This is a genomic window from Candidatus Roseilinea sp. NK_OTU-006 (genome assembly GCF_012931985.1).
In the GTDB taxonomy this organism is placed as follows: domain Bacteria; phylum Chloroflexota; class Anaerolineae; order J036; family Brachytrichaceae; genus JAAFGM01.
Map to the genome: position 1 here is coordinate 20,635 of NZ_JAAFGM010000022.1, position 12,081 is coordinate 32,715.

A 12,081-nucleotide genomic window follows, 5' to 3' on the forward strand; every position below is an offset into this window, starting at 1 on the left:
TATCCTGCGCTAATATCCAGCCGCGTTGCCCGCGCTGATGCGGGCTCTTCGGCGCCGAGGGAGAGAAAGCCTCATGAATCGTCGTGCATTGATCTTTTTTACCGCATGTGTCATGCTTGTGGCGGCGTGCGGCGCGCCGCAACCTGCCTCGCCTGCGCTGTCTACCGATGCCGCAGTGCAGCCGGCTGCCGACCGCGCGCGCACCCTGATCTTGGCCATGCCTTCGCTGCCCACCAACCTCGATCCCGGCGTGGCCACCAGCGGCGCAGAGAACATGCTGCATCGCGCGCTGTACGAAGGGTTGGTGAATTTCAAGGGCTCAAGCACTACCGAGGTCGAGCCGGTGCTGGCCGAGTCATTCGAAGCCAACGCCGACCAAAGTGTGTGGACGTTCAAGTTGCGCCGTGGCGTGAAGTTCACCGACGGAGCTGACTTTAACGCCGAAGCGGCCAAGATGGGCTATTTGCGCATGGTGGACATCGGCCTGTTGGGGAATACCATCAACCGCTTCACCGGCGGCGATCCGGTGAATAATCTGATCGTGAAGGACGAGTACACCCTGGAGTGGCGTTGTGGATTTTCCTGTCCGAACCTGCCTCAGGCATTGGGCACAGCCTACGGCACGCTGTTTGTGTCTCCAAAAGCGATGAAGGCGCATGAGCAAGTCGCCGATGGCAAGAGCGACTATGCGCAAGCCTGGTTCGCCAACAACGCAGCCGGCACCGGGCCGTATATGGTCGAGAGCATCAAGCCGAACGAAGAGATCGTCTTTGTTCGTAACCCGAATTACTGGCGAGGGTGGAACGATGGCAAGCAGCGCTTCGAGCGCATCATTATTCGCAACGTCCCCGAGCCTAGCACGCGCCGCCAGTTGTTGGAGAAGGGCGACGCCGACATCGCGCTGATCTCGACCGTAGAGGACTACAAGGCGCTGCGCGAGACGGGGCGCTTCCAGGGCAGCGATAAGCCGCTCTTCCGCATCAATTACATCACGTTTACCAAACGCGGCGTGTTGGTCGATCCGCGCGTGCGTCAGGCGATCTCGTATGCTTTCGATTACGACGGCTACGCCAATAACGTCGAAGGTGGGCTGATGAAGCGCGGCACCTCCCCCTGGCCCAGCGGCATGAGCAGCGCGGTCGGGACGCGCGGTTTTCAGTACACCTTCGACTTGGACAAAGCGAAGGCGCTGCTCCAGGAAGCCGGCGTGCCCCCAGGCACAGAGCTCACCTACCTCTACGCCACCGGCTATGGCTACTACGAGCGCATGGGGCAGGTGCTTCAGGCCGGCCTGGAGCAGATCGGGCTGAAGCTCAAGCTGGAGGAGCGCGACGAGGCGACCTTCAACGATATCTTCTATGGCTCGCGCCCGGTGGAAGAACTGCCCGATCTGATGGGCTACGCCTGGTGGCCGGATTACGATGACTTCTACAACTACGTCAATCCCGTCTTTCACACGCGCAACGATCAAAACGATGGGCTGGGCAATGGCGCGCTCTACAGCAATGCTGAGCTGGATGCGTTGATCGAGCAAAGCAAGACCGAGACCGACCCTGCTAAGCTAAAAGCGATCTACGAGCGCGCGCATCAAATCCTGATGTTCGAGGACCCTGCCGGCCTATACGCCGCCGAACCGCAGGAGGAGATTTTGATCGCCAACAGCGTCAAAGGGCATCCGTGGAACCCCATCCACGTCAAGACGTTTGACTTCTACGGCCTCTACCGCGAGTGATCGGCCAGTTTGTCCTGCGTCGCCTGCTCGGTTTGTTGGCCGTGCTGGCCGCCATTTCGGTTGCGACGTTCGTGTTGGCGCGCGTGGTGCCCAAGGATCCTGCGCGCTTGATCGCCGGGCCGCGCGCCAACCCGCAGGCCGTCGAAGCGCTGCGCGAGCGGCTCGGCCTGAACGGTTCGCTCCCTGAGCAGTATGCCCGTTACATGGCCGGGCTGCTCCAAGGCGATCTCGGGTGGTCGTTCAGCACCAAACGACCGGTGCTACAGGACATTCAGACCTTCCTGCCGGCCACTGCCGAGCTGACCCTGGCCGCGTTGTGCATCAGCTTACTGATCGGCTTGCCGGCAGGCATATTGAGCGCTGCCTGGAGAAATTCACCTTTCGACTACATCGGGCGCCTCTTGTCCACGTTGGGCGTGTCGCTGCCGCCGTTCTGGGTGGCGCTGGTAGGTCAGTTGGTGGGCTACTACGTGTTGTCGTGGCTGCCGGTAGGCGGTCGGCTGAGCCAGGAAGTCGCGCCGCCACCGACGCTGACCGGCTTCTACACGGTGGACAGCGCGCTGGCCGGCCAATGGGCCACGTTTGCCGATGCGCTGTGGCACTTGCTGCTGCCTGCATTTGTGCTGAGTTTTGGGGTGATCGCCGTGTTCCTGCGCATCATGCGCGCGAGCCTGCTGGAGGTGTTGCAGCAGGATTACATCCGCGCCGCGCGCGCCAAAGGCTTGACCCATCGCACCGTGGTGTTGCGGCATGCCGTGCGCAACGCCATGATCCCTACGCTGACCATCCTGGGTTTGCAGATCGGCCTGCTGATGAGCGGCTCGTTTCTGATCGAGAGCATTCTGCAATGGCCAGGCCTAGGGCTATATGCGGCGAATGCGCTGTTGGCCGCCGACTACAACGCCACGATGGGAGTGACGTTGGTCCTGGCGACGGTTTACACCGTTGCCAACGCCGTGGTGGACATCGCCTATGGCCTAGCCGACCCGCGCTTGAAGGTGACATGAGGCGGTTTTTACGCCAAAGCCGGCTGAACAGCTTGGCCGTCGCGCTGTGCGCGCTTATCCTCTTGGCCGCGATATTCGGCGAAGCGCTTGCCCCGCATCCCCCGCGCAAACAAAATCTGGCTCGGCGGCTACAACCGCCCTCTGTGGCGCACTGGTTCGGCACGGATGACTTCGGCCGGGATATCTTTAGCCGTGTGTTGAGCGGCGCGCGCATTTCGATACAGGTGGCAGTCGTGGTGCTGAGCGTGGCCGTGACGGCCGGCACACTGATCGGCGCGGTCGCCGGACTGTTGGGAGGCTGGGTGGACGCCGCCCTGATGCGCCTGACGGATGTGTTTCTAGCCTTCCCGGCGCTGATCCTCGCTTCGGCCATCGGCGCGGCGCTGGGCAACAACCTGACCAATACGATGTTGGCGCTGAGCGTCGTGTACTGGCCCTGGTATGCCCGCTTGGCGCGCGGGCAAGTGCTGGCGCTCTCGCAGCGCGAGTTTGTGCAAGCGGCGCGCGCCGTCGGCATGGGCGCGCCGCAGCTCCTCAGCCGTCACATGTTGCGCAACATCCTGCCGATCTTGCTGGTGCAGATTAGCCTCGACGTGGGCTACGTCATTCTGTATACCTCAGCGCTGAGCTTTCTCGGGCTAGGTGCACAACGCCCGGAGCCGGAATGGGGGCTGATGCTCAACGACAGCCGCAAGTTCGTACAAACCGCACCGTGGACGATGTTCTATCCCGGCCTGGCGCTCACCGTGACTGTGCTGGCGTTCAACCTGCTGGGCGACGGCTTGCGTGACTATCTCGACCCACGCTTGCGCGCTGCGCGCGGGTAAACCCATTTCGGTGCAAGACCGCCGGGCAGGAGCGAACCGCCATCGCGCGGGGCATTGGAACCATGCGCGGTTGACTTGGGCGCGTCGCTCTGGGCCGAAAAGCGAATATGCCGACCGGCTACGGTCGGCATATTCCACGAGCGGAAGCGACGGGATTCGAACCCGCGGTCTCTGCCTTGACAGGGCAGCGTGTTAGGCCTCTACACCACGCCTCCTCGCTGTTGCCAGCAAAGCGCAACTATACCATAGCTTGCGCCCGGCTCAAGACGTAGATGGCGATGCGCGCTTGCCAGGTGGGAAAGGCGCGCACCGGCTTGTCGTCTGCGAATAATCGGGCCGACTCGATTTTCGCCTGGACGCACGCCGCCAGCGCTTCGAATTGCGGCAGCGTGATCGCCCGCGCGCGCCCCTCGCCAGAGCACAAGTCGCTGCCGACGCCTTGGCCGCGCAATACGCGCCAGCGCACGCGCCAGTAGCCGGCGTTCTCAAACGAGATCACTGCGCGCCGCCCCACGCGCAACATCTCGTTCACGACCGACGCGGGATGATCCAGGTAAGCCAGGGTCTGGCTGAGGATGACGTAGTCGAAGGCGCCATCGGGGTAGTCGGCCAGTCCTTCATCGATGTTGCCTTGGCGCACCGATAGCCCACGTGCGATGCAAGCCCGCACATTGGCTTCGCTCAATTCCACGCCACGGGCCAGGACGTGACGCTCGTGGATCAACCGCGCCAGCAATTCGCCGTCGCCGCAGCCCAGATCGAGCACGCGGGCTTTGGGCGGGATCAGCGCAATGATGGCGTCGAGATCGGGACGTTTTCCGTTGAGGGTCATAGGTGCTGCTCTGCGAGGCGCTATGCGAACCTTCGCCAAGGATCATGCTGCTGGATGTCAAATCAGGACGAAGCACCGGCTTGGGCCGCCGGTGGCGCCGCGCGCAGGCGGCCGATTAGTGTGCTGACTCAACACGTTTCAAGAAATCGCGCGTCAGCTCCGCCAGCCTATCCACTTCTAGCAAAAATGCGTCATGGCCGTAGTGGCTGTCTATCTCGACGTAGGTGACGTCAATGTCGTTCTGCAGCAGCGCGCGCACCAGTTCCTTCGACTGCCACGATGGATAGAGCCAATCTGAGGTGTAGCTCACGACCAGGAACTTGGCCGTCACCTTGCGAAAGGCGTCGGCCAGCGAGGGTAGGCCATAGGATAGATCGAAATAGTCCATCGCCTTGCTCAGGTAGAGGAACGAGTTGGCGTCAAAGCGCTTGGTGAATGAGTGGCCGCGATAGTTCAGATAGCGCTCCACCTCGAACTCCGGGTCGAAGCGCCAGCCGTAGCCTTCGCTGCCGTTGCTCAAGCGTCGGCCGAACTTCTCGCGCATTGAGGTGTCGCTCAGGAAGGTGATGTGGCCGATCATGCGCGCTACGGCCAACCCAGCGTTCGGCGGCGTCTTGCCGTAGTAATCGCCGTTGTTCCAGTTTGGGTCGGCATAGATGGCCTGGCGTGGCACTTCGTTCAGGGCGATGGTTTGCGGCGATAGGCGCGCGGTCGCCGCCAACACAATCGCGCTGCGTACGCGAGCGGGATACGAGACCGTCCACTGCAGGGCCTGCATTCCGCCCATACTGCCGCCGGCGACCGTCAGCCATCGCTCGATGCCCAAGTGATCGGTCAGCAAACGCTGCGCCTCGACCATGTCCGCAATGGTCACAATGGGGAAGCTCAGCCCATACGGTCGGCCGGTCTTCGGGTTGATGGATGACGGGCCGGTGCTCCCGCCGCACCCGCCGATGACGTTTGAGCAGACGACGAAGTACTTGTCGGTGTCGAAGGCTTTGCCCGGCCCGACGGCGTCATCCCACCAACCGGGTTTGGGATCGTCGGGCGAGTGCCGGCCGGCGACATGCGCATCGCCGCTCCAGGCGTGGCAGATGAGGATCGCATTGCTGCGATCGTTATTCAACCGGCCATACGTTTCATACGCCAGCGTGATGGGGCCGAGCGTCGCGCCGCTCTGTAGCCGGATCTCGCCGTCGTAGTGAAAGTATTGCGTTTTGACGAGCACGATACTTAGATGCGGGAGCGCGGGGCAGCGACGAGCGCCGCCCCGCGATCTCCGAACTGGCCGATCGGCCGGTGTTAGGCCGTCACAACGTCCTTTTTATGACCGTTGCTCACCGCCGCTACGGCTGCCTCCAGCGCCTGCTCGAGGTCCCAGATGATGTCGCGGATATCCTCCAGGCCGATGCTCAGACGTATGAAGTCGTCGGTCACGCCGGTGGCCCGTTGCTCTTCGGGCGTCAGTTGCGAGTGCGTAGTGGTGGCGGGATGGATGGCCAGCGACTTGGCGTCGCCGATGTTGGCCAAGTGCGAGAACAGCTTCAGGTTGTTGATGAATTGTCGGCCGGCCTCGCGTCCACCCTTGATGCCGAAGCCCACCAGCGCGGTCAATCCCTTGGGCGCCATGCGCTTGATCTTTTCATACTGCGGGTGGCTGGGCAAACTGGGGTGGGTCACCCAAGAGACATAGGGGCTCTTCGAGAGCCACTCGGCCACTGCGTTGGCGTTCTGGATGTGGCGCTCCATGCGGACGTGCAGCGTCTCCAGGCCGATGATGTTCAAGAAAGAGTTGAACGGGCTTTGCGCCGCGCCGATGTCGCGCAGCAGGGTGAGGCGCGCCTTCAGGATGTAGGCCGGCGCGCCGAGCTGGGAATACACCAAGCCGTGGTAGCTGGGATCGGGCTTGTTGAAGTAGGCGTCGTGGCGCCAGCTCTTGCTCCAGTCGAACTTGCCGGAATCCACAATTGCGCCGCCGATGCTCAACCCGTGTCCGCCGATGTATTTGGTGGTTGAGTGCACCACGATGTCGGCGCCCCACTCGATCGGTCGCAACAAGTAGGGCGTCGGCGTGGTGTTGTCAATGATCAGCGGCAGGCTGTTTTCGTGCGCAATGGCTGCCACCTCTTCAAAAGGAAAGATGTCGAGCTTGGGGTTGCCAACCGATTCGCCGTAAATCGCCTTGGTGTTTGGGCGGATGGCTCGCCGGAAGTTCTCCGGGTCGGTAGGATCCACAAACGTGACCTCGATGCCCAGTTTGGGCAGGGTGTAGTGGAAGAGGTTGTAGGTGCCGCCGTAGAGCGACGCCGAGCTGACGATGTGGTCGCCGGCCTGGGCAAGGTTGAGGATGGCGAACGTCTCCGCTGCCTGGCCGGATGCCGTCACCAGCGCGCCAACGCCGCCTTCGAGTGCGGCCAGCCGCTGCTCGACCACATCGTTGGTCGGGTTCATAATGCGGGTGTAGATGTTGCCGAATTCTTTCAGCCCGAACAGATTGGCCGCGTGGTCGGTGTCGCGGAACTGGTACGACGTGGTCTGATAGATCGGCACCGCGCGCGCGTTCGTCGTCGGATCGGGTCTGGTCCCGGCGTGCAGAACTTGTGTGTCGAAATGGAACGGATGGTTAGACATGGTTTATCCAGTTACTCCTTTTTGGCGCTCATGCGTATGGCACATCCCTTCGCGCGATGCGCATCACGCAATGCGCAACCGTTTATGCGTGTTGCGGAAAAGTGAACAGCCCTCTTGCGCGGTAAGACAAGAGGGCGTGAGCAATTCATAGCTGCCGCTGCCTCTCATCTTCCAGTCTGTGCTGCCGGAATTGGCACCGTTTCAGGCAAAAGATCGCAACGCTGGCCAGCTTCGCGCCAATCTGAGATTGGCAATTGCGATCCGCACCTGGATGGTTGCCGAGGTTTCACAGGGCCGGTCCCTCCACCTCTCTGGATAAGAGTGCGCGATCGGGCGATATTCTCTTTTCCGAACGGCTGCAGAATATAGCGATTTGCGCAGTGCTTGTCAAGCCCCAATTCACAAGTAGAATCGCTCATTATGAAGAGCGACGCTTGGGGCTTCAATCGCTGGTTCATCGTCACCGTCGCATTGGTCATTGGTTTTCTCATCGGCGTCGCCTGCGTCGCCTATCTGGTGTATGCCTGGGTGCCGGCCGATGTCATCCTGCGGGATGCGCCGCCGCGCTTCTTGCGCTTCGATCCCGCCGGCGACCGGCCCGACTATCGCGATGTGTACGTCGCCCGCGTCGCGGCGCGCTATGCCCAAGGCGTGCAGATCGGTCAACCCGAAGCCGCCTTGACCCAAGCGCAACAGGCGCTGGGTGTGACGACCGGCGATGCCACGCCGATCGAGGCGCTGGCCATGGTTCGCAGCGCCGAGCAGGTCGCCCGCAACGAAAACGCCCGCGAAGGCGACAATCCCGACCAGGGATGGTTCACGTTGGCAGATCAGAACAGCCTCACTTTACTGGCTGAACGTCTGGAGCAGGTGAAAGACCAGCCGCCTGTGATTGCTCAGTCGGTGATCGAGGCGCGCCGGAATGCCGCGTTGCTCGGCGGATTGCTGCTGCTGTTGTGGATCGCTGTGTTGACCGGCCTGCTGCTGCTCGTCGTGCGTTTGCTCAAGCCCGCGCCGGTGTCTGCCACTGCATCGGTCGTTGCGCCTCGCGCCGCCGGCGAAGCCGAAGCGCGCCCGGGGACTGTGATCAATGTCAACCCCGCTGATGGGCAGGTTGCCGCGGCGACGCCGGCGGCCGCCCCCACTGAGCCTGGCACCATCCCCGCCGTCTATGCGCCGGCGCCGGTGCGCGTCGGTTCGCCGTTGCCCGGTGAATCCCTCATCAACACCTTTCGCGCTGTTTATGAGCATGGCAACGAGAACTTCGATGAAGGGTTCCAGATCAGCGCGACGAGCGGCGAATTGATCGGCGAGTGCGGCGCATCGGTCGCCGATCGCGTCAGCCTGACGTCGCCTTCGCGGGTGATCGCGTTGGCGATCTGGACGTTCGATAAGAACGACTTCCAGAGCACGACGAAGGTGATGCTCACCCCCTACGCCTATCGCAATAACGTGATGCGCAGCAAGCTGGCGGCGCGCGGCGAGCTGGTGCAGGCAGGGCCGGGCATCTTCGAGATCGCCACCTCCACACTGCGCGTCGAAGTTGAGGTGCGGGATCTGCAGTTGCTGCCGCTCGATGGTGATCCCGATGGCTACTTTCAGCGAGTGGAATTGGAATTCCGCGTATACAAGAAACCATGAAGTCAGCGCGTCGGCCGCGCGCAGCGCCAGGCTCTCCCGTTTGCGGCGTGCGCGGCACATCTTCGATCGCCTCGATTGGTGGGATTGGGATGAGTGGATCGCCAGCGACCTGTGGTCGTTTGACGATGGCAATGCGGCGCTCCTGCTCACGCCGCTCGACCTGGCCGAGGCCGATGCGCTCGATGCGACATGCGCCGGGGTGGCTTGGCTGCGCTGGTGCGCCGTCGCCGATGGCCTGTCGCCAGCGACGCACTTGACCAATGTGTTCGGTGAGGCCGAAGCGCGACTGGCAGCGCACGGTGTGTGCGAGGTGTGGTGCATCGTTCATCCGTTTGAGTGGATCAAGCCTTATCTGCGCGATCTAGGCTATCGCGTCGTTGAGCGATTGCTCACCTTCCAGGTCGAGCCGCGGCGCATCTCGAAAACGATGCCGCCCCTTACCGGCTTGCAGGTGCGCTTGGCGCGCACGGCCGATCTCGAAGCGTTATGCGCCTTGGATGTGCGCGCCTTTGATGAGCCATGGCGCTATGCACCTGTGCTGATGCAACGCGCAGTGGCGCGGGCGTTCGCAACCACCGTGGCCGTGTACGGCGGGGCGCTGGTGGGCTATGCGTGTGCGGTCCTGCATGGAGAGAAGGGGCACGTTGTGCGGTTGGCCGTTCAGCCGGAACTGCGCCGTCGGGGAATTGGCGCGGGATTGCTTTGTGACGTGGTGATGCGGTTGGCGCAGGCCGGCGCGCGCTCGGTCTCGCTCAATACGCAGGCCGGCAATCGCGTGGCGCAGCGGCTGTATCGCCGGCTGGGGTTCGCGCCGGTGGGCGAGAAGCTGCCGGTCATGCGCAAGGTGCTCACGCGCGAAGCGCCGGGAGGGATTGCGTGAAGCGCGCTCCGACGCGCAAGCGCGCCAAGGATCAGCGCGTGCAGCGCAGCAACATCCGTCGCACCCAAGCCGCCGGCAAAAGCCGGGCGCGCGCACAGTCGCGGCGGGTCGCGATAACCGGCGCCGCTCCTGCGCCGGCGCATGAGACGGCGGCCATCTTTCCACGCGCAGCTCGCCGCCGGTTGATTGGGCTGGCGTTGGCGATGGCGCTCACCGGTGCGGCGATCATCGCGCTGCGGGATGCGCCGCGCTGGCCGTCGGCAGATGCGCAGGCGCAAGCTGCAGCCGATGCAGCGTGGCGCGAGGCGACGCGCAGCGCGGCCGTTGCGGCGCAGGATGCAGTGCGCATCGGCATCGTCAGCGGGCATCGCGGCCACGACAGCGGCGCCGTGTGCGACGACGGCTTGACCGAGGCCGCGCTGAATTTTGCACATGCGACTCGCGTGGCCGAGGTGTTACGCGCCGAAGGCTACATCGTGGATGTGCTGGATGAGTTTGATCCGCGGTTGCGCGGCTATCGGGCGCGCGCCTTGCTCAGCATCCATGCCGACTCGTGCGCGCGCATTAACGATTTCGCCACCGGCTTCAAGGTGGCGCGCGCCGCGCACAGCCGAGTGCCGGATGAGGCGGATCGCCTAGTCGCCTGTTTGACGGCGCGTTATGGGGCGCGCACCGGCCTGCGCTTCCATGCCAACACCGTCACGCGCGACATGACGCAGTATCACGCCTTTGATGAGATTGCGCCTGAGACGCCGGCTGCGATCATCGAGACCGGCTTCATGGATCTCGACCGGCAGTTGCTGGAAGGCCGGCCGCAGGTGGTGGCTCAGGGTATCGTCGAGGGGATGCTGTGTTTTCTGCGCGGCGAGACCCCATGAAAAATTTAAGGACGGGGCGGACGGCTGCTCTGTGCGTTTGATCCTTGAACCGTATCGGTTGGTCTAGAATACTTCGGTGATGGCGTTTCTCGCCGGGCTGCTGCGGTTAGTTGCGCTGTGCGTGATGATGGCACTGCTGTTGGCCGCCGTCCCGCTGGTCGTCTCGGCGGAGCGCCGGGCGCAACCGGCGGCCCAGCGCTTAGCCCGCGAAGCTGCGCAGCCTCAATCCCGACAGGTCACGGCGCCAGAAGATGCCCGCCCGGCTGCTTCGGCGCCGGTCCTTGCTGCGGCCCCGACGCCTCCAACTGCTCCATCGTCGCGCGTTGCGGCGGTGGCACAAGCGCCGGCGCAACCCGTCCACGTCCAACCGACGGTGGCTGCATCCTTGCCGCAGGATGCGCCGGACGCGGCGGTGTATGACGCGAAATCCGTGCCGACGCGCCGGGGGAAATGGATTGAAGTCATCCTGGACGAGCAGCGGCTGATCGCCTGGGAGGATGGCCGGATGGTGATGACCACGCTGGTTTCGACCGGGGCGCAGGATACGCCGACGGTGCGCGGCATCTTTCGCATCTATCGCAAACTTGATTCGCAACACATGCGGGGCAGAGGTTACGATTTGCCCAACGTGCCCTATGTGATGTACTTCAAGGGGGGTTATGCCTTGCACGGCACATATTGGCACAACAATTTTGGCCAGCCCATGAGTCACGGCTGCGTCAATATTCCCATTGGCAAGGCCGCCTGGTTGTATGGCTGGGCGCCACAAGGCACGGTCGTGGTGGTGCATTGAAGATCCTTCGGCGGCGTGCTGTGGCGTTTTGTGCAGTGTTGGTTGTCGCGACGGCGGTCTTTCTCGTGTCGCGTCCGGCTGTGGAGTCTGAGCAGCGCTGGCAGGCGCTGCGCGCGCGTGGCGTGTTGCGCGTCGGCATTGATCCGGGGATCCGGCCGTTTTCGTTCTATGGCGCGGATGGCTGGGAGGGGATGGATGCCGACGTGGCGCATGAGGCGGCGCGTCGTCTGGGGTTGCGTGTGGAGGCCGTGCCGGTGGGCTACGATGGCTTCTACGATGCGCTGCTTGCCGGCTACGCTGATGTCGCGATGTCGGCCCTGGTCGTGGACCCAATGCGGACGGCCGATTTTCGCTATAGCCGCCCGTATTTCGACGCCGGCTTGCGCGCGGTGACGTTTGCGGCGTTGCGTCTGGATCGCCCCGAGGATTTGCGCGGGCGCTGCGTCGTCGCTGCGCTGGGCAGCGAGGCTGACCGCCTGGCGCGCTGGTTGGAGCGACGCACACCGGGCATGACGCGCCGCGTGGCAGCGGATGAAAAGGAGGTCTTGACGGAAATTCGCATGGGCAGATGTGAGGTGGCAGTCGTTAGCGGGCAAATAGCCGTTCGGGAGGGATGCGCGCCAATTGACGAATGGGACAACACAGCAGCGATACGCTGCCTCCGGCTTCGCCCAGTTGAGCACACGATAGCTATGCTGGGCGCAGATGGACGGCTGGCGAGTGAACTCAATCGCATCCTGTTGCAGATGAGCAACGACGGCACCCTAACGCGCATCGCCCGAAAGTGGCTCACGAACAGGACCGCCGATACTGCTGACACCGACGCCAACGACACGAATGACACTAACCGATAAGGAGAA

11 protein-coding genes, 1 tRNA gene and 1 riboswitch are annotated in these 12,081 nt (G+C 63.2%); of the genes, 8 read left to right on the plus strand and 4 right to left on the minus strand.

Annotated features, from left to right (window positions below; translation table 11 throughout):
* Positions 1 to 73: 73 nt before the first annotated feature.
* The 3 genes from GXH28_RS11215 to nikC are packed head-to-tail and all read left to right on the plus strand — an operon-like array spanning position 74 to position 3,566.
* Complete coding sequence (locus GXH28_RS11215) at positions 74 to 1,732, plus strand: ABC transporter substrate-binding protein (RefSeq protein WP_169239117.1); 1,659 nt, start codon at positions 74 to 76, stop codon at positions 1,730 to 1,732.
* The gene (locus GXH28_RS11220; RefSeq protein ID WP_169239118.1) at positions 1,729 to 2,739 is read left to right on the plus strand and encodes an ABC transporter permease; all 1,011 of its coding nucleotides are present in this window, start codon (positions 1,729 to 1,731) and stop codon (positions 2,737 to 2,739) included. The genes GXH28_RS11215 and GXH28_RS11220 overlap by 4 nt, the downstream gene beginning before the upstream one ends.
* Entirely contained in the window at positions 2,736 to 3,566 is an 831-nt protein-coding gene (gene nikC, locus GXH28_RS11225) for a nickel transporter permease (RefSeq protein WP_169239119.1), read from the plus strand. The genes GXH28_RS11220 and nikC overlap by 4 nt, the downstream gene beginning before the upstream one ends.
* A 141-nt stretch (positions 3,567 to 3,707) precedes the next feature.
* Here the strand turns inward: nikC and GXH28_RS11230 are convergent.
* From GXH28_RS11230 to GXH28_RS11245, 4 genes are all read right to left on the minus strand, one after another.
* Positions 3,708 to 3,781: transfer RNA gene (locus tag GXH28_RS11230), tRNA-Asp, on the minus strand.
* A gap of 23 nt (positions 3,782 to 3,804) precedes the next feature.
* On the minus strand, positions 3,805 to 4,398 hold the full coding sequence (locus GXH28_RS11235) for a methionine biosynthesis protein MetW (protein ID WP_169239120.1): 594 nt from the start codon (positions 4,396 to 4,398) through the stop codon (positions 3,805 to 3,807).
* A 115-nt stretch (positions 4,399 to 4,513) separates the two neighbouring features.
* Complete coding sequence (gene metX / locus GXH28_RS11240; RefSeq protein WP_320447954.1) at positions 4,514 to 5,626, minus strand: homoserine O-acetyltransferase MetX; 1,113 nt, start codon at positions 5,624 to 5,626, stop codon at positions 4,514 to 4,516.
* A 74-nt stretch (positions 5,627 to 5,700) separates the two neighbouring features.
* The gene (locus tag GXH28_RS11245; protein WP_169239121.1) at positions 5,701 to 7,029 is read right to left on the minus strand and encodes an O-acetylhomoserine aminocarboxypropyltransferase/cysteine synthase family protein; all 1,329 of its coding nucleotides are present in this window, start codon (positions 7,027 to 7,029) and stop codon (positions 5,701 to 5,703) included.
* Positions 7,030 to 7,190: 161 nt separating this feature from the next.
* A riboswitch (SAM riboswitch) is annotated at positions 7,191 to 7,351 on the minus strand.
* Between the two features lie 98 nt (positions 7,352 to 7,449).
* Between GXH28_RS11245 and GXH28_RS11250 the strand changes: the two genes are divergently transcribed.
* From GXH28_RS11250 to GXH28_RS11270, 5 genes are all read left to right on the plus strand, one after another.
* On the plus strand, positions 7,450 to 8,670 hold the full coding sequence (locus GXH28_RS11250; RefSeq protein WP_169239122.1) for a hypothetical protein: 1,221 nt from the start codon (positions 7,450 to 7,452) through the stop codon (positions 8,668 to 8,670).
* A 40-nt stretch (positions 8,671 to 8,710) separates the two neighbouring features.
* Positions 8,711 to 9,550, plus strand: a complete 840-nt coding sequence (locus GXH28_RS11255; protein WP_169239123.1) for a GNAT family N-acetyltransferase — start codon at positions 8,711 to 8,713, stop codon at positions 9,548 to 9,550.
* On the plus strand, positions 9,547 to 10,428 hold the full coding sequence (locus GXH28_RS11260; RefSeq protein ID WP_169239124.1) for an N-acetylmuramoyl-L-alanine amidase family protein: 882 nt from the start codon (positions 9,547 to 9,549) through the stop codon (positions 10,426 to 10,428). The genes GXH28_RS11255 and GXH28_RS11260 overlap by 4 nt, the downstream gene beginning before the upstream one ends.
* A 79-nt stretch (positions 10,429 to 10,507) precedes the next feature.
* Positions 10,508 to 11,221 (plus strand): L,D-transpeptidase, encoded by a 714-nt coding sequence (locus tag GXH28_RS11265; RefSeq protein ID WP_240550348.1) that lies wholly within the window; start codon positions 10,508 to 10,510, stop codon positions 11,219 to 11,221.
* Positions 11,222 to 11,241: 20 nt separating this feature from the next.
* Complete coding sequence (locus GXH28_RS11270; RefSeq protein ID WP_206156819.1) at positions 11,242 to 12,075, plus strand: transporter substrate-binding domain-containing protein; 834 nt, start codon at positions 11,242 to 11,244, stop codon at positions 12,073 to 12,075.
* The last annotated feature ends 6 nt before the right edge of the window (positions 12,076 to 12,081 follow it).